The sequence below is a fragment of the Mesorhizobium kowhaii genome (genome assembly GCF_042431665.1).
In the GTDB taxonomy this organism is placed as follows: Bacteria; Pseudomonadota; Alphaproteobacteria; order Rhizobiales; family Rhizobiaceae; genus Mesorhizobium; species Mesorhizobium kowhaii.
Genome location: NZ_JBHLYT010000061.1, coordinates 13,561 through 29,542 on the forward strand (window position 1 = coordinate 13,561; position 15,982 = coordinate 29,542).

16 protein-coding genes and 2 pseudogenes are annotated in these 15,982 nt (G+C 62.2%); 15 read left to right on the forward strand and 3 right to left on the reverse strand.

The window, feature by feature from the left end; all coding sequences use genetic code 11:
• Positions 1 to 539 precede the first annotated feature (539 nt).
• Together ACFFNA_RS33265 and panB are read right to left on the reverse strand one after the other, a co-directional pair.
• Positions 540 to 1,029 (reverse strand): annotated as a pseudogene (locus ACFFNA_RS33265) (4-phosphopantoate--beta-alanine ligase); the annotation flags it as partial.
• Positions 1,026 to 1,858 (reverse strand): annotated as a pseudogene (gene panB / locus ACFFNA_RS33270) (3-methyl-2-oxobutanoate hydroxymethyltransferase). The pseudogenes panB and ACFFNA_RS33265, both read right to left, overlap by 4 nt.
• A 181-nt stretch (positions 1,859 to 2,039) precedes the next feature.
• On the opposite strand from panB, the gene ACFFNA_RS33275 reads away from it, so the two are divergent.
• From ACFFNA_RS33275 to ACFFNA_RS33345, 15 genes are all read left to right on the forward strand, one after another.
• Positions 2,040 to 3,002, forward strand: coding sequence for an NUDIX hydrolase (locus ACFFNA_RS33275; protein ID WP_378924056.1), 963 nt, complete (start codon positions 2,040 to 2,042; stop codon positions 3,000 to 3,002).
• Positions 3,003 to 3,066: 64 nt separating this feature from the next.
• Positions 3,067 to 4,041, forward strand: a complete 975-nt coding sequence (gene nadA, locus ACFFNA_RS33280; protein WP_378924058.1) for a quinolinate synthase NadA — start codon at positions 3,067 to 3,069, stop codon at positions 4,039 to 4,041.
• Positions 4,038 to 5,582, forward strand: a complete 1,545-nt coding sequence (locus ACFFNA_RS33285; RefSeq protein ID WP_378924060.1) for an L-aspartate oxidase — start codon at positions 4,038 to 4,040, stop codon at positions 5,580 to 5,582. Before nadA ends, ACFFNA_RS33285 begins: the two co-directional genes overlap by 4 nt.
• Positions 5,579 to 6,433 (forward strand): carboxylating nicotinate-nucleotide diphosphorylase, encoded by an 855-nt coding sequence (nadC, locus tag ACFFNA_RS33290; RefSeq protein ID WP_378924062.1) that lies wholly within the window; start codon positions 5,579 to 5,581, stop codon positions 6,431 to 6,433. The genes ACFFNA_RS33285 and nadC overlap by 4 nt, the downstream gene beginning before the upstream one ends.
• A 96-nt stretch (positions 6,434 to 6,529) precedes the next feature.
• Positions 6,530 to 7,528, forward strand: a complete 999-nt coding sequence (gene bioB, locus ACFFNA_RS33295; protein WP_378924080.1) for a biotin synthase BioB — start codon at positions 6,530 to 6,532, stop codon at positions 7,526 to 7,528.
• Positions 7,525 to 8,664: an 8-amino-7-oxononanoate synthase gene (locus ACFFNA_RS33300; RefSeq protein WP_378924064.1), complete on the forward strand. Its 1,140-nt coding sequence runs from the start codon at positions 7,525 to 7,527 to the stop codon at positions 8,662 to 8,664. Before bioB ends, ACFFNA_RS33300 begins: the two co-directional genes overlap by 4 nt.
• Positions 8,661 to 9,296 carry a dethiobiotin synthase gene (gene bioD, locus ACFFNA_RS33305; RefSeq protein ID WP_378924066.1) on the forward strand — a complete coding sequence of 212 codons (636 nt, stop codon included), beginning with the start codon at positions 8,661 to 8,663 and terminating at the stop codon, positions 9,294 to 9,296. The genes ACFFNA_RS33300 and bioD overlap by 4 nt, the downstream gene beginning before the upstream one ends.
• The gene (locus ACFFNA_RS33310) at positions 9,296 to 10,561 is read left to right on the forward strand and encodes an adenosylmethionine--8-amino-7-oxononanoate transaminase (protein ID WP_378924068.1); all 1,266 of its coding nucleotides are present in this window, start codon (positions 9,296 to 9,298) and stop codon (positions 10,559 to 10,561) included. Before bioD ends, ACFFNA_RS33310 begins: the two co-directional genes overlap by 1 nt.
• A complete protein-coding gene (bioZ, locus tag ACFFNA_RS33315; protein ID WP_378924070.1) occupies positions 10,558 to 11,541 on the forward strand; it encodes a 3-oxopimeloyl-[acyl-carrier-protein] synthase BioZ in 984 nt (327 codons plus the stop codon). The genes ACFFNA_RS33310 and bioZ overlap by 4 nt, the downstream gene beginning before the upstream one ends.
• Before the next feature lie 26 nt (positions 11,542 to 11,567).
• Complete coding sequence (locus ACFFNA_RS33320; RefSeq protein ID WP_280952830.1) at positions 11,568 to 11,702, forward strand: hypothetical protein; 135 nt, start codon at positions 11,568 to 11,570, stop codon at positions 11,700 to 11,702.
• A gap of 228 nt (positions 11,703 to 11,930) precedes the next feature.
• A complete protein-coding gene (locus ACFFNA_RS33325) occupies positions 11,931 to 12,755 on the forward strand; it encodes a cyclase family protein (RefSeq protein WP_378924072.1) in 825 nt (274 codons plus the stop codon).
• Between the two features lie 133 nt (positions 12,756 to 12,888).
• Complete coding sequence (locus ACFFNA_RS33330; RefSeq protein ID WP_378924074.1) at positions 12,889 to 13,155, forward strand: beta-barrel domain-containing protein; 267 nt, start codon at positions 12,889 to 12,891, stop codon at positions 13,153 to 13,155.
• Positions 13,156 to 13,447: 292 nt separating this feature from the next.
• A complete protein-coding gene (locus ACFFNA_RS33335) occupies positions 13,448 to 13,648 on the forward strand; it encodes a hypothetical protein (protein WP_378924076.1) in 201 nt (66 codons plus the stop codon).
• A 40-nt stretch (positions 13,649 to 13,688) separates the two neighbouring features.
• Complete coding sequence (locus ACFFNA_RS33340) at positions 13,689 to 14,300, forward strand: hypothetical protein (RefSeq protein WP_378924077.1); 612 nt, start codon at positions 13,689 to 13,691, stop codon at positions 14,298 to 14,300.
• Positions 14,301 to 14,562: 262 nt separating this feature from the next.
• Entirely contained in the window at positions 14,563 to 14,775 is a 213-nt protein-coding gene (locus ACFFNA_RS33345; protein ID WP_095090064.1) for a cold-shock protein, read from the forward strand.
• Between the two features lie 222 nt (positions 14,776 to 14,997).
• Here the strand turns inward: ACFFNA_RS33345 and ACFFNA_RS33350 are convergent, their stop codons facing one another.
• Entirely contained in the window at positions 14,998 to 15,462 is a 465-nt protein-coding gene (locus ACFFNA_RS33350; RefSeq protein ID WP_378924078.1) for a Ros/MucR family transcriptional regulator, read from the reverse strand.
• Positions 15,463 to 15,982 lie beyond the last annotated feature (520 nt).

The window sequence follows — 15,982 nt, forward strand, 5'->3', positions numbered from 1 at the left end:
AGTTCTTGTGCAATGCACAAAAACCTCGCGCCGTATTAGCTGCATTCAGATCCTGGCGTTTCGAATAAGCCAGCTATCAGGCAAACGGCCGCGGAAGGAAACCCCAGCGGCACGCAAACCACGTGCCATGCAATATTCTATCTAACCGCGTCCCCTTCCCCGCTGCCTGACCCAGAGAATTTGCCGGTCTCTAACCGAAACGACAGCCCATCTGACAATAAATGTCCACGCGACAACCATTGGTAGCGGCGCTTCATGCCTAGCGAGGACGACAGTGTCGGGTTTACGACGCAGGTCGGAGACCAGACATAGATGGGGTGGCTCACCACGTTGTAACTGAAAGCTCTAGTCCTTTGGCACGACTAGTGAGGCGGACGATCCGCAAACGTTGCACGGAACCGATGGCAATGGAGAGGTGAGCGTCATCCAGATACTTGCGTTAACGGCCCACGGAGTCGCAGCCGCGCAGGCGCTGGCGGTGCGAAAGTGTTGATGCCGTCGATCTGCGTGAGGCAATGGCATCCACCGCAGCCGGCTTCGACTTTCCGCCTGACAAGCTGAAGCTGCTGGAAATCTTTTTCGCCGAAAATGGCGACATCAGCGCCGGTCTGCAGGAAGAGCTTGGCAACGACAGTCGCCACCCCATCGAAATGACCTGGCCGGAACGCGCCGCACAGGCCTTCGCCGATGCGGGAGACTGAAACGGTCGTGGTAAAAGCCTGCCGGATACATCTCCGCTACGCCCGGCACATAGAGCAGATGCGCGCCCAGAGACGCGAGCTTTGCAGCATCTTCCTTTTCCGTCCGGGGATAGGCGGCAAGGTCGGCAGCACTGTTGAACTGCTTCGGATTGACGAAGAGCGTCACGACAACCCGATCGGCCCTGTGAAGCGCCGCACGCACGAGGCTCAGATGCCCTTCGTGCAACGCCCCCATGGTCGGCACCACTGCGATGGTGGCGCCAGAACGGCGCCATCCCGTGGCGATGGAGCGAAGTTCGGCAATGGTATGGACAACCGGCACGTTCATGCCACATCTCCGTCCTTCGCCTGGTCGTAAACATGTTCGGCCGCCGCAAAGCGCCCTTCCCGAACATCAGCCGCGTATCTGGCAATGGCAGCTTCTGCCGCTGAAGCAAGTTCGCCGTAGCGCTTGACGAATTTCGGGCGAAAACCGGTGAACATGCTCAACATGTCGTCGACCACCAAGATCTGCCCGTCGCAGGCGGCCGAGGCGCCGATTCCAATCGTTGGAATTGCGATTTCCGCTGTGATCCGGCTGGCGAGCGCCTCGGGCACCTTTTCGAGCACGAATGCGAATGCTCCCGCCTCGGCCACTGCGTGGGCGTCGCGCCGGATGCGCTCGCCATTCTCGCCCCTGCCCTGGACAAGATATCCGCCGAACGCGTTGACCGCCTGCGGGGTCAGCCCACATGGGCCATCACCGGGATGCCGCGACAGGCGAGGAAGCGGATTGTCTCGGCCATTGTCTCGCCGCCCTCGAGCTTGACGGCTGAGCAACCGGTCTCGGCCATGACGCGCGCGGCATTGCGAAAGGCCTGGTCCCGGCTTTCCTCATAGGAGCCAAATGGCATATCCACGACCATCAGCGCCCGCTCAAGGCCGCGGCGCACAGCTTGGCCATGCATGATCATCATGTCGAGCGTAACCCCAAGCGTGGTCGGCAACCCGTGGAGAACCATACCGACGCTGTCGCCGACCAGCACGACATCGCAATGGGAATCCACTAGCCGGGCAACCGGGGTCGTGTAGGCGGTAAGGCAGACGAGCGGCGTGCCAGCCTTTCGCGAACGAATATCCGGCGAGGTGATCGCCTTGGTGTTAGCAACCGAAATCAACGAGGACTCCTTCCCTTGCGTTACCAACCGCGAGTGTCGCGTTTGGCATATTTTTGTGCACGTGCGAAGAGCAAAATCGCGACGGTGCGCGATGTTGACGCGCGGACAGTTATCGTAGAAAACCAATTTAAATCGGTTCAGCCGCCTTCTTGGCAGGGCTCTGCCAACCAGTTCAGGGATCATGGAGCACCAGGCAAAGGTAACCGGGAAAGGCAGAGCTGCAGGCAGGGCCAATGCCGTCAAAGCGGACCTTATCGCCGTGGTCGTCGCCGTGAAAAGCAGCGACCCTTACGTTCTCACCATCGGGCAGGCAAGCGCATTGCCGTCGGGTCCGTTCGAGCAGGATCACCGCTCCCTGCAGTCGGGTCTCAGAGGATGGGTGGAACAACAGACCGGCCAGCCGCTGGGCTATATCGAACAGCTTTACACCTTCGCCGATCGCGATCGGGTCGGCGCTGAGGAGCGTGTAATCTCGATCAGCTACCTCGCACTGACGCGAGACGAAGATCCGGCTGCCTCGGCCAAACGCTGCTGGGCAAGTTGGTACGACTATTTTCCGTGGGAGGATCATCGCTCCGGCATGCCGGCGGTTGTGCTGGAAAAACTGCGACCGCGATTGAGGGAATGGGCGGACAGCGCTGACGATACCGCCGTGCGGCTCGATCGTCGGCGGCGTGCGGCGGTCACCTTCGGCTTCGACGACCGAGCATGGAACGAAGAGCTCGTATTGCAGCGCTATGAGCTTCTCTACGAGGCAGCGCTGGTGGAGGAAGCGACCCGCAGCGGGGATTCAGCCGCGCCCACTCCCGTGCCGGGCACATCCATGGTCGCCGATCACCGCCGCATCCTGGCAACGGCTATTGCGCGGCTGCGCTCAAAGATCAAATACCGACCCGTCGTGTTCGAACTGATGCCGCCGCTCTTCACACTTCTGCAGTTGCAGCGAACCGTGGAGGCGCTCTCAGGCAGGCTCATTAACAAGCCGAACTTTCGCCGGCTTATAGAGCAGCAGGATCTGGTTGAGAAGACCGGCGAGGCCACCGCCGAAACCGGCGGCCGGCCGGCGCAACTCTACCGCTTCCGCCACGCCATTATCGACGAGAGGCCTGGGGCTGGGACAAAATTGCCGCTCGCGCGGGCTTGACATTGCTTATAGTCATAACGAATATAAATGTCTTATAATCATGTAGACTATAATTGGAGGCTCGATGAGCACCATCCTGCCTTCGGCCGCATCCCTGTACGACCGCGTTCGGCGCGTTATTCCTCCGATCGAATGGCCGAGCTTTTCGGACGACATCGAGGCAATTCTGGCGCTGAAGCGGGAGCGCAACGCCGTCATCCTGGCGCATAATTATCAGACGCCGGAGATCTTCCACTGCGTGGCCGACATCGTCGGCGACAGTCTGGCGCTTGCCCGTAAGGCAATGTCGACCGAAGCCGACGTCATCGTGCTTGCCGGCGTGCATTTCATGGCTGAAACGGCGAAGCTGCTCAATCCGCAAAAGACGGTACTCATTCCCGATTTGCGAGCAGGCTGTTCACTGGCCGACTCGATCACCGCCAAGGACATTCGCCTGCTGCGGCAGCGCTATCCGGGTGTGCCGGTTGTCACCTATGTCAACACCTCGGCTGACGTGAAAGCAGAGTCCGATATCTGCTGCACGTCCGGCAACGCAAAGGCCGTCGTCGAGTCCCTCGGGGTTCCCAAGGTGATCATGCTGCCGGACGAATATCTGGCCCAGAACATCGCGGCTCAGACCGAGGTGCAGATCACCGCCTGGAAGGGTCATTGCGAAGTGCACGAGCGCTTCACGCCAGCCGACATCCGTCAGTTGCGCGAAAGCCATCCCGGCGTGATGGTGCTCGCGCATCCCGAATGCCCGCCCGACGTTGTAGCCGAAGCCGATTTTTCTGGCTCGACAGCCGCCATGTCCGACTATGTCGAAAGGCAAAAGCCGCCACGCGTCGTGCTGATGACGGAATGCTCGATGAGCGACAATGTCGCGCTCCAGCATCCCGAGATCGAATTCATCCGGCCCTGCAATCTATGCCCGCACATGAAGCGCATCACGCTCGCCAACATCCGCTCTGCGCTCGAGCAGAACCGGCATGAGGTGATGATTGAACCCGACATTGCAGCACGAGCACGGCTAGCGGTAGAGCGGATGCTCGCCATATGAGCGAGGAGGTCCGCAGTTTCCTTGGCCGCCCGATTATCATAGGCGGCGGTATTGCCGGGCTTTTGACTGCGCTTCATCTGGCGCCAGAACCGGTGCTTATTCTGTCCAGGACGCCGCTTGGATCTGAGGCATCAAGCGCATGGGCACAGGGCGGGCTGGCTGCCAGCCTTGGCGTGGACGACGATCCTGCGCTGCATGTCGCCGACACGCTCGCCGCCGGCGATGGCCTGTGCGACGCAGAAATCGCAACCCGCATCCTTCATGCGGCTCCTAACGCGATCGAGACCCTGGCGACCCTTGGGGTTCGCTTCGATCGGACGCCTGAAGGAGCCCTGCGCCTGGGATTGGAGGCCGCGCACGGCCGCCGGCGCATCGTTCATGCCGGCGGCGATGGCAGCGGACAGGAAATCATGCGTGTGCTGGTCGAAGCTGTGCGTTCTACTTCATCGATCGTGGTCGTCGAGGGTGTAGAGGCGCGGCGGCTGGCGGTGGAGGACAATACGGTCCGAGGTGTCTGGGCAAGCTGTTCGATGAGTCCTGTGTTCTTCGGTACGGGACGGGTCGTCCTCGCCACGGGTGGGATTGGCGGACTGTTCCTCGACAGCACCAACCCTTTGGGCAGTTGCGGACAGGGCCTGGCGCTTGCGGCGCGCGCCGGTGCTGTGGTTGCCGACCTGGAATTCATCCAGTTCCACCCGACCGCGCTTGATGGGCCGGCGCGCCCGATGACGCTGATCAGTGAAGCGGTTCGCGGTGAAGGCGCGATGATCATCGACGAGACGGGCCGACGCTTCCTCGACAGCTTGCCGGGCGCGGAACTCGCGCCGCGCGATGTGGTGGCGCGCGCCATCTGGACGCATCTTTCGAACGGCCACCGCGTCTTTCTCGATGGACGAGAAAAGCCCGGCCCGACATTTGCGCGGCAATTTCCGACAATCGCATCAGCCTGCCGGGGCGCGGGCATCGATCCCGTGCGCGACCTCATCCCCATACGGCCGGCCCAGCACTATCACATGGGCGGCGTCGCGGTGGATCGGGATGGACGTACCTCGGTTGCCGGACTATGGGCGTGCGGCGAAGTCGCCTCCACTGGACTGCATGGCGCCAATCGGCTTGCCAGCAACTCGCTGACCGAGGCGATCGTATGCGCGCGCTGGGTCGCCGAAAGCGTGGCGGGATCTCCGATCGGCATCAGAACACGCTCGACGGCACGGGAAATTCCGGCTCCCGATCCACTCTCGTTGCGCCCTCTCCTGTCACGCAGCCTTGGCGTGAAACGAGATGGCGAGGTCTTGCGCGAGGCCGTGAGCACATTGCTTCCGCTGGCCAAACGCCACGATGCAGCGTCCGATCCTGCGATAGCGGGACTGATGATCGCGGTTGCCGCCTTGCTGCGAGAAGAAAGCCGCGGCGCTCACTACCGGACCGACTGTCCAGATTGTGCGGTTGCCGCCCGCCGCTCCAGGCTCACGCTCGATGAAGCCTTAGCGACAGCTGAGGAACTCGCATCTTCGTCTACGCTTGAAGAGACCGAGCAATGAACCTCTCGCCGCTGCCCCCAGTCATGCTCGAGCCTCTGGTACGGACTGCTCTGCTCGAAGACCTCGGCAGGGCCGGTGACGTATCCACGGACGCCATTGTGACACCCTACCACTATACAAGGACCGTGCTTGTGGGGCGTCAGCACGGGATTGTCGCGGGGCTCGATCTAGCCATGCTCGCCTTCCGCCTGATCAGCCCCGATGTTGAAATCTCGGTGGAGCGGCCAGACGGCCGTGGTGTCGTGGAAGGCCAGGTCATCGCATCGGTGAGCGGTCCGGCCCGGGCCATACTCACAGCGGAACGGACGGCGCTGAATTTTCTCTGTCACTTGAGCGGCATCGCCACGGCGACGGCATCCGTCGTCGCGGCGGTCCGCGGGCACAGCGCGAAGATCGTCTGCACGCGCAAGACGACGCCCGGTTTACGAGCCGTCGAAAAATATGCCGTGCGCGCCGGTGGCGGCGCCAATCACCGCTTTGGCCTCGACGATGCGCTCCTGATCAAGGACAACCACATCGCCATCGCCGGCGGGATCCGTGCGGCCATCAAGCGCGCGCGAGCAAGTGCAGGTCATCTCGTCAAGATCGAAGTCGAGGTCGATACGCTGACCCAGTTGGAAGAGGCCTTGACGCTCGCCCCCGACGCCGTTCTGCTTGACAACATGTCGGTTGACCAATTGCGAGAGGCAGTGCTGATGGTCGCCGGCCGGGCGATCACCGAGGCGTCCGGCAGGATCACCGCCGCGTCAGCGCCGGCCATCGCGGCCACCGGTGTCGACCTGATTTCTATCGGCTGGTTGACTCACAGCGCGCCGATCCTCGATATCGGCCTTGACTGTCGGGCGCCCTGACGACCCACGAGCAAACATATGGGTCAATCGGGCATTCGAACCCCAGGACTCGTAAGACGAAGATAGCGCAAGCGTAGACTAGGAAACAGGATGGACATGCACGCCACCAATCCGACGAAGACAATGCCACAGGCTCAAGCCCCAGACGCCACGACGTGGACGCTAGAGAAGGCTCGGGCACTTCATGACGCGCCCTTCAACAATCTGCTCTTCCTGGCGCAAACCGTGCACCGCCAGAATTTCGATCCCAACAAGGTCCAGCTTAGCCGGCTCCTCAGCATCAAGACCGGCGGCTGCCCGGAGGATTGCGGCTATTGCAGCCAGTCGGCGCATCACGAAAGCGGGTTGAAAGCGTCGAAACTGATGGAGGTCCGGCGCGTCATCGCCGAGGCGACCAAGGCGCGTGACGCCGGTGCCACCCGCTATTGCATGGGCGCGGCATGGCGAAATCCCAAGGCGCGCGACATGGATGCGGTCGTGGCGATGGTCGAAGGCGTCAAGGCGCTGGGCATGGAGACCTGCATGACGCTGGGCATGCTTGATCTGGACCAGGCGCAGCAACTGAAAATGGCCGGCCTCGACTATTACAACCACAACATCGACACTTCGGAGCGCTACTACAACGAGGTTATCTCGACACGCACGTTTGCCGATCGGCTGGACACGCTGGCCAATGTCCGCGACAGCGGCATCAAGGTCTGCTGCGGCGGCATTGTCGGTATGGGCGAAGAGCCTATGGATCGCGTCGACATGCTGGTGACGCTGGCCAATCTGCCGGAACATCCGGAAAGCGTTCCGATCAACATGCTGATACCGATCGCCGGCACGCCCCTTGCCGAAACAAGTCCGATCGAACCGATCGAATTCGTGCGCGTGATCGCGCTGGCACGCATCATGATGCCGAAATCGCATGTCCGGCTTTCAGCCGGCCGCACCGCCATGACCGACGAGATGCAGGCGCTGTGCTTCTTTGCCGGCGCCAACTCGATCTTCGTCGGCGACACGCTGCTGACGGCGGACAATCCCGGCGAGGACAAGGATAGTCTGCTGTTCCGGCGTCTCGGCATCGAGCCGATGGACCTCGAGACGCAATGAGCGGGGTACCGCTTGCCCGCTATGAGGCGACCTTGCAGGGGCTGGCGCGCAAGGACCGGCTGCGGACACTGTCGCCGCGCGCCGGCCTCGACTTCTCGTCGAACGACTATCTCGGGCTTGCCGCTTCGAGAAGACTAGGCGACGCGGTTGCGGCTGCGATCGCGCAGGGCACGCCGGTCGGCGCCACCGGGTCGCGGCTGCTGCGCGGCAACGCGCCGGAGCATGAGGCTCTGGAGGCGGACGCGGCGGCGTTTTTCGGAGCTGAACGCGCGCTGTTCTTCGGCAGCGGCTACATCGCCAACTTCGCTCTCCTGACAGCGCTGCCGCAGAAGGCCGACCTTTTGGTCCTCGACGAACTCGCCCATGCCAGCATGCATGAGGGGGCTCGCGCTGGCCGCGCTGAGTTCAAGCTCGCCGCGCACAACGACGTCGATTCTATCGAGGATGCGATCACGCGCTGGCGCGCCGAAGGCGGCACCGGGCGCGTCTGGATCGCGGTCGAAAGCCTTTACAGCATGGATGGCGACCGTGCGCCGATGGAGAGCCTGGTCGCGCTTGCCGATCGGCACCAGGCATTCATCGTCGTCGACGAGGCGCATGCCACCGGCGTTTGGGGACCGGAGGGCCGCGGCCTTGCCGCCGGTTTCGAGGGCCGCGACAACATCATCGCACTCCACACTTGCGGCAAGGCGCTCGGAGCGTCGGGCGCGCTTGTCACCGCTCCACGAACGCTGTGCGACTATCTCGTCAACCGGTGCCGGCCATTCATCTACGCCACCGCACCATCGCCGCTGATGGCCGTGGCCGCGCGCGAGGCGCTCGCCATTTTGTCCGAAGAACCGACGCGCCGTGACCGGCTGCAGGAAATCGTTGCCTGCACAGGCCGCCTGCTGGCCGGGCGCTGCGGCGTGATACCGAGCGGCTCACAGATCCAGCCCTTTGTCATCGGCGACGTCAGGCGCACCATGGCGGTGGCGGCAGCACTCCAGGCGCGCGGCTTCGACATCCGCGGCATTCGCCCGCCGACTGTGCCTGAAGGCATGTCGCGGCTGCGCATTTCGCTGACGCTCAACGTCGACGAAGCCGCCATTTCGGCCATGATCGAGGCGCTGGTCGAAGTGTTGGCCTCGGCATGACCAAGCGCATCGTCATCACCGGAACGGATACCGGCATCGGCAAGACGGTGTTTTCGGCGGGATTGGCCGGCCTTCTCGACGGTTCCTACTGGAAGCCGGTGCAATCGGGCCTCGACGGCGAAACCGACAGCGAGGTCGTTGAACGGCTCGCCGGTCTGCCGCCAGGGCGCGTGCTGCCGGAAGTCTACCGCCTGAAGAGCCCACTGTCGCCGCATCGTTCAGCCGAACTCGACGGCGTCGCGATCGAGGCGGCAAAGCTCTCGCTTCCAGCCTTGCCGGGTCCGCTCGTCATCGAAGGCGCCGGCGGACTGATGGTGCCGCTCAACCGGCAGACAAAGTTGATCGACATATTCGCGCAATGGCAGCTGCCGGTCATCCTGTGCGCCCGCACCGCGCTCGGCACGATCAACCACACGCTGCTGTCGATCGAGGCCCTGCGGGCCCGCTCCATTCCGCTCATCGGCCTCGCCTTCATTGGCGACGAGGTGGCAGATACGCAAAGGACAATCGTGGAATTCAGCGGCGTGCCACAGCTCGGCAGGCTGCCGCACCTTGATCCGCTGACGGGCAAAACGCTGAGGGACGCGATGACTACCAGCTTTGACCTCGGATTGATTACGGGGGTCGAATGATGTCGCAGTCCAGCGTCTGGCATCCGTTCACGCAACATGCGCTCGAGCCGGCGATCCCTGAGATCGTCCTGACGGAGGGATCCTATCTCTATAAAGCCGACGGCACGCGCATTCTCGACGCCATTTCCTCCTGGTGGGTCGTCACCCATGGCCATCGCCACCCGCGGATCATGAAGGCGATCGAGACGACCGCGGCAACCCTCGACCAGATCATTTTCGCCGGCTTTACCCATGAGCCGGGCGAGCGCCTCGCCAAGGCCCTGGTGGAACTCGCACCGTCCGGGCTCGACTGGGTGTTCTATTCCGACAGCGGTTCGACCGCCGTCGAAGTTGCGCTGAAGATGGCGCTCGGCTATTTCCGCAACATCGGTGCGCCGCGTTCGCGTATCGTCGTCATGGAGCACAGCTATCATGGCGACACCATCGGCACGATGAGCGTCGGTGCCCGTGGCGTGTTCAACGCCGCCTACGAACCTTTGCTGTTCGAGGTCGATACCATCCCCTTCCCGGCCGCCGGGCGAGAGCAGGAGACGCTGGATCGGTTCGAGGCCGTCAGCCGCGACCGGCACGCCGCCGCGCTGATCGTCGAGCCGCTGGTGCTTGGCGCCGGCGGTATGCTGATGTATCCGGCCTCGGTTCTGACCGAACTGAAGAAGATCGCCGAAGCTTCGGGCACGCTGCTGATCGCCGACGAGGTGATGACCGGCTGGGGCCGCACCGGAACCATGTTCGCCTGCGAGCAGGCATCCATCTCTCCGGACATCCTGTGCACCTCGAAGGGCTTGACCGGAGGCGCCATCCCGCTGGCGGCGACGCTTGCCACCGACGCCATCTTCCGGGCCCATTTTTCCGACGACCGCAAGAAGACCTTCTTCCACTCGAGTTCCTACACCGCCAATCCGATTGCCTGCGCGGCCGCACTCGCCAATGTCGAGATCTGGCGCGACGAGCCGGTAGCCGAGCGGGTCGCGGCCCTGAGTGCAAAGCAGGCCGCCGGGCTTCAACGCTTTCGCGATAACCCTCGCTTCACCGATAGCCGGGCGACCGGGACGATCACGGCTCTCGATCTGCGCACCGGCTCCGCCGGCTATCTGGCCGAGATCGGGCCAAAACTGCGGGCTTTTTTTCTCGAGCGCGGCCTGCTCGTGCGTCCGCTTGGCAATGTCCTCTATCTTCTGCCGCCCTATTGCATCACCAGCGAGGAACTGGACGGTCTCTATGACGCCATCGAGGAGGCCAGCGAACGCTTCGGGTCGGGGCCATGAGCAGGTCGTCTCGCATTCTCGGGTTCGGCCATCATGCGCCGGCGCGCAAGGTCGAGAATCCGGAGATCGAAGATCGTCTCGGGCTCGAGCCAGGCTGGATCGAGCGGCGCACCGGAATTCGTTCGCGCTTCTGGGCGACAGGTGAAGACACGCTGTCCGGCCTTGCTGTGCGTGCAGGCGAGATGGCGCTGGCGAACGCCGCTATTGATCGCAGCGACATCGGTCTCCTGTTGCTTGCCACCTCGACGCCCGACCACCTTCTGCCGCCCAGCGCACCCCTCGTCGCGCACAAGCTGGGACTTGGACGAGCAGGTGCGATCGATCTGACCGGCGCCTGCGCCGGCTTTATCTATGCGCTTATGTTCGCCGACGGCTTCACCCGCCTGCATGGCAAGGCGACCCTTGTGATTGCCGCCAACATCCTCAGCCGCCGCATCAATCCGGCCGAGCGCGCAAGCTCGGTCCTTTTCGCCGATGCCGCCGGCGCCCTGGTGATCGGTCCCTGCGAGGATCCCGACCGGGGCATTCTCGGTGCCTCGGTGGATTCCGACGGCTCGCGCTACGGGCTGATCCAGATCCCGGCGGGCGGAAGCAACATCCCGTTCCAAAGTGGCCTGGATCTCGGGCAAACCCGAATGACGATGACCGACGGCCGCGAAGTGTTCGCCAGGGCCGTGGACATGATGACTGCATGTTCAAAGGACGCACTCGCCGCAGCCAGGATGCGACCGCAAGACATCCACCGGTTCGTGCCACATCAGGCCAATGCCCGCATTTTCGATGCCGTCGGCAAGAACCTGGGCATTGCAGATCAAGCAATCGTCAAGACGATCGCTGACTACGGAAACTCCTCCGCCGCGACGATCCCGCTATCCCTATCGTTGGCCAATCAGACAGAGCCATTGCGGCCTGGCGAAAAAGTCCTTCTGGCTGCCGCGGGGGCGGGCTTAAGCGGCGGGGCACTCGTCGTTGGAATTTAGCCGGCGCTCGTTGGCGCGAACGCTGCGTGCCTGACCGGCATGCAGCAGTCGCCTCTGGCCGGCTTTCGAGTCGCGAGCGCGAAAAGGAATTCGCCGCGCTGACCGATGACGAGGCAAGGCGGATCGAGGCGGTCTACGCGCAAATCTTTGGTGCCGATTGAAGAAATCATCTTTCGATCGGCGCTCCAGCTTTTCGGAAATGGCATTCAGAACCATCAGAGCGGGAAGAGCATCAGGTGTGGTCAACAGCGCGTTAACGCCGAAATTTTGCGACAGGCCCAGTTGATCTCAAGCAGGGAGACGTGCTGGAAGGCATTGTTGACGGCCTCGGCACCCTGCGCAACCAAGTTCTTCGCCGGACGTTCGAATAATTATTGAGAAGGAACTCCATGACCCGCCAAATCATCGATCTCTCCATCGCCCTCGACAATGAAACGCCAGCGGACCCGCCGCCGATCCGCCCCGTGATCAGCTATACTGGGCATCGCGAAAGCGCCGAAGGCATGGTGGCGTTCTTTCCCGGGCTCGGCGTGGATCAGCTGCCCGGTGGCTATGGCTGGGCAGTTGAAGAGTGCAAGGTCAACACGCACAACGGCACCCACCTTGATGCGCCATGGCACTATCACCCCACCATGAACGGTGGTGAACGGGCAATGACCATCGACGAAGTGCCGCTGGATTGGTGTATGCAGCCGGGTGTGAAGTTGGATTTCCGTCATCTGCCAGACGGTTATGTGGTGACGGCCGCCGACGTTGAGGCCGAGCTTGACCGCATAGACCACACGTTGAGCCCGCTGGAAATTGTGCTGGTCAACACTTCGGCCGCCGCCGCTTATGGCAGCCCGGCCTATCTGGGCAAGGGGTGCGGCATGGGCCGTGAGGCCACGCTTTTCCTGACCTCACACGGCGTGCGGGTGACCGGCACGGACGCATGGAGCTGGGATGCCCCCTTTCCCTTCACCGCCAAACGTTATGCTGAAACCGGCGACGCCAGCATCATCTGGGAAGGACATAAGGCGGGAGCCGAGATCGGTTATTGCCACCTCGAAAAACTGACCAACCTCGACCAGCTTCCGCCCAAGGGCTTTACGGTTACCTGCTTTCCGGTAAAGATCAAAGGCGCCTCTGCCGGATGGACGCGCGCAGTGGCCCTACTCCAAGAGGTTCCGGCCATGGCGCTGCAGCGCCTTCCGCAAGAGAATTCGAACGGGTGACGTTTGACCATGGCGTGAGGATGGAGTCCGCAAGCGCATCGCTGTTCACGACCGTATAGACGTGCGCTTCCCGCAGCCTCCGCTCCCTCCGGCGGCCGCCACGGGAACAGGGTTTTCGTGCTTGATGTGGCGGGTGAAGGAGCTGCAGAAGTCGCGTATCCAGGTCCTTGTAGGCATCGATGTGACCCGCGTTTCCGCCAATGCCGAGGTCGACGAACGGAGCGGCGCGACGTCCTTCACCGCGACTATCGAGGTGGTTGCCGACCAGTTCGAAGCTCTACCGTACGTGAAGCTCTATCCGGATATGCCCGTCGACGTGTCGATAGTGACGGGTGAGCGCAAGGGCATTGTGCGTGCTGCCACACTAGCCGCGGGACTGACGAGCGTTGGCATTGTGTAAAAGACATCGTCATAGCCCCTGCGGAACGACGCGATCGCAAGAGGATCGCCACTGCTTTTCGGCAGCGTCGATGAAAAAGGGTCTGTCAAGGCCGGTGAGATAGTTTGGCTATTCAGATAGTGCACATAGTCGGGACCTGTGGCCGCCCGCAGCAACAGGCTCGCTCGTCTCGACCTTCCTCCATCCCCTCATAGCTCGCATCGTCGGCACCTGCATCTAATCGGTAGGTCGTGAAGTGCTGGCTGTTCAAGAGGCGGATGGTTCGGCTCTGTACCGGAGCAAGGAATCAATCGTGTTCAAGCGCACCATTGTTTCCGGCCTGATCGTCGCCGCCGGTTCGCTGGCCGGAACCGTCCGGCCCTCGGCGGCCCATGGCTATCATCACCACCCGCGAAATCGGCATTGCCGCCGGCGTCGGCGGGTTCGTGCTTGGCGCCTGCTCGCCCAGCAGCCCCGGACCCTCTATCTCGACGAGTACAGCGGTTCCTGGTAGGTCCGCCGCTGCCTCGCCTGCTACGCCAGCCGATCCGGGCTTGGACACCTATATCGGCTATGACGGCTACCCCCTATCGCCGCCTTTAAGACGAGATGGACCGTTTCAGCAACATGAGGGCTTCCTCATGCCCCGTTTTTTCGTTGGTCTGAATGGTTCCAGCCCAGGCTGGCTTGTTCCGGCCCGGCTGCCTGGCCACGCATTTGGCGAGCGAAGCCGGTGGTGTACAGTGATTTCCAGACAGCCTAATCTCGACCACAAACGACCGGCTGATCGCCCCGAGGAGAGAGAAGGTTTGAACGAGCAGGATCCCAAGGAAGACTTGATCGACACGATTTTTCGCAATGGCACCATCACCGCCGTCGGCATCCTGCTGGCGTTCTCGCTCGGCTTCATCACGCATTGGGCCGCCAACCCAATACCGTGGCAGCTCCACCATTTGCTGGCCGCAGCGCCGATGCTGATCGGCATCGCGCTTCAGATGCGGGCCCTGTCGATGCTGCTCGACATTAGTTCCCTGCAACGGCGCATTTATGAGCGCGCCAACCGCATCTTCCTGACCGGGCTTATTCTGACTGCTAGTGGTGTCGGGCTGGCCATCTTGCTCGATGTCTTCGAGATGGCGCGCACGGGCGCGCTGCCTCTCGGCTAGCCGACAGCTACAGCGCCGTGGCCATCCCAACAGATGTCGCACCATTCGGCGCCGACCCGGCTGGCCATGCGCTCGCCGATCCTGACCGCCGGGTTGGTCGCGCAGGGCCATGCGCTTGGCGGCAGCGCGGGGTGGGGCTGGCTGCCGGGTGGTCCGGCCGGGCCTTGCAATTTTTTGTCTTTGCTGCGCGTAACGCCTCGGCTGTGAATCGAGTAGGCTTAATGGCCTACCCACGTTGCAATTATTAGAAAGGAATACGGATATGGCGACTGGAACGGTGAAGTGGTTCAACAGCACCAAGGGGTTTGGATTTGTCCCGCCTGACAATGGCGGTCAGGATGTGTTCGTCCACATTTCCGCTGTGGAACGTGCGGGTCTCTCGACTCTCATTGACGGCCAGAAGATCAACTATGAGATCGAACAGGACCGCCGTACTGGCAAGTCCTCCGCTGGCAGCCTCAGCAAAGCTGGCTGACTTTTCTCCTGCGGCCCGGCAAAAGCCTGCACGACGCGCCACGTCCCGATCGTACTGACCCGCTCGATAAGAGCGGGCGAGAACATTACCGCAGACCGGGACAGCAGATTGTTGCAAGCCGCGAGGATGTTTGCGAGTGGAGGGGGCTGGTCCGCGCCTTCTGATGTTCTGCGCAGACGCCGACAGCAGCTGCGCGCTTCAGAACGAACTTGATAGATAAGATCAAGCTGCGACCTTCTTGCGGGTCCGCTTCGCCGGCGCCGGCGTTTCCGGCTCTTTCGGCTTGCGGCCGAGCCCCATCGTCTTGGCCAACGCCGAGCGCGCCGCGGCGTAATTCGGCGCGACAATGGGATAATCCGCCGGCAGACCCCATTTGGCGCGATACTCATCCGGCGTCAGCCCATAGTGGGTCGACAGATGACGCTTCAGCGCTTTGAATTTCTTCCCGTCCTCAAGGCAGATGATGTAGTCCGGTGTCACCGACTTCCTGATCGGGACTGCAGGCTTGAGAGCCTGCGGCTCTTCTGCGGAGACACTTTCGGCCGTGCCCTTCAAAGCTGCGTGCACTTGTCCGATCAGGGCAGGGAGATCGCCCACCGGCACCGGATTGTTGGACACATAGGCTGAGACGACATCGGCGGTGAGCTCGATGAGGACGTCGATGTTGTCGTCGGCTTCTTCTGTCATGAAACTCTCCGGGTAGCGTGAAAACATAGTCGGTGAAGGATTGCTTCATTAGTGGTGGTTGCCGCGGAAAGCAATAAATCTCTCGCCAGGTTATTGCGATACTCGTCCAACATGAGGTCTAGTCAGGCTTCCGTCAGATACCACGAGTATGATGATACCCTCAGCGTGCAATGCGACAGGAATGACCGTGCGCAATTGTATTTTCATTTGCACTCGGGGTTGGCTATGACGGGTATTGGTCGACGTGGTGGCTTGTACAGTGGGCAAGTCAGAGCTGGGGGCGCGCAGGATATACGGGGGCCCCGCGATCCTGCCTCTGGACAAGGTGGCCAACAGTTCAATTCGCTCATGGAGCGGATGCGTTCCGACCATGAAAATCCAGAGGGCGGACCCGTCCGCACCAGTGATATCCTGCTGGACGCGTCTCCTCATCCATCAGTTGGCGCACGCGGGAGGCGGCGCGGGTTGGATAGGGAGGAAGGCTGGTCGCATTTCGAGGATGAACCCTGGCGCGGCGATC

Coding starts and splice junctions, on each gene's coding strand:
- ACFFNA_RS33275 (WP_378924056.1), top strand. CDS start 2,040: ATGGAGCACCAGGCAAAGGTAACCGGGAAAGGCAGAGCTGCAGGCAGG.
- nadA (WP_378924058.1), top strand. CDS start 3,067: ATGAGCACCATCCTGCCTTCGGCCGCATCCCTGTACGACCGCGTTCGG.
- ACFFNA_RS33285 (WP_378924060.1), top strand. CDS start 4,038: ATGAGCGAGGAGGTCCGCAGTTTCCTTGGCCGCCCGATTATCATAGGC.
- nadC (WP_378924062.1), top strand. CDS start 5,579: ATGAACCTCTCGCCGCTGCCCCCAGTCATGCTCGAGCCTCTGGTACGG.
- bioB (WP_378924080.1), top strand. CDS start 6,530: ATGCACGCCACCAATCCGACGAAGACAATGCCACAGGCTCAAGCCCCA.
- ACFFNA_RS33300 (WP_378924064.1), top strand. CDS start 7,525: ATGAGCGGGGTACCGCTTGCCCGCTATGAGGCGACCTTGCAGGGGCTG.
- bioD (WP_378924066.1), top strand. CDS start 8,661: ATGACCAAGCGCATCGTCATCACCGGAACGGATACCGGCATCGGCAAG.
- ACFFNA_RS33310 (WP_378924068.1), top strand. CDS start 9,296: ATGTCGCAGTCCAGCGTCTGGCATCCGTTCACGCAACATGCGCTCGAG.
- bioZ (WP_378924070.1), top strand. CDS start 10,558: ATGAGCAGGTCGTCTCGCATTCTCGGGTTCGGCCATCATGCGCCGGCG.
- ACFFNA_RS33325 (WP_378924072.1), top strand. CDS start 11,931: ATGACCCGCCAAATCATCGATCTCTCCATCGCCCTCGACAATGAAACG.
- ACFFNA_RS33345 (WP_095090064.1), top strand. CDS start 14,563: ATGGCGACTGGAACGGTGAAGTGGTTCAACAGCACCAAGGGGTTTGGA.
- ACFFNA_RS33350 (WP_378924078.1), bottom strand. CDS start 15,462: ATGACAGAAGAAGCCGACGACAACATCGACGTCCTCATCGAGCTCACC.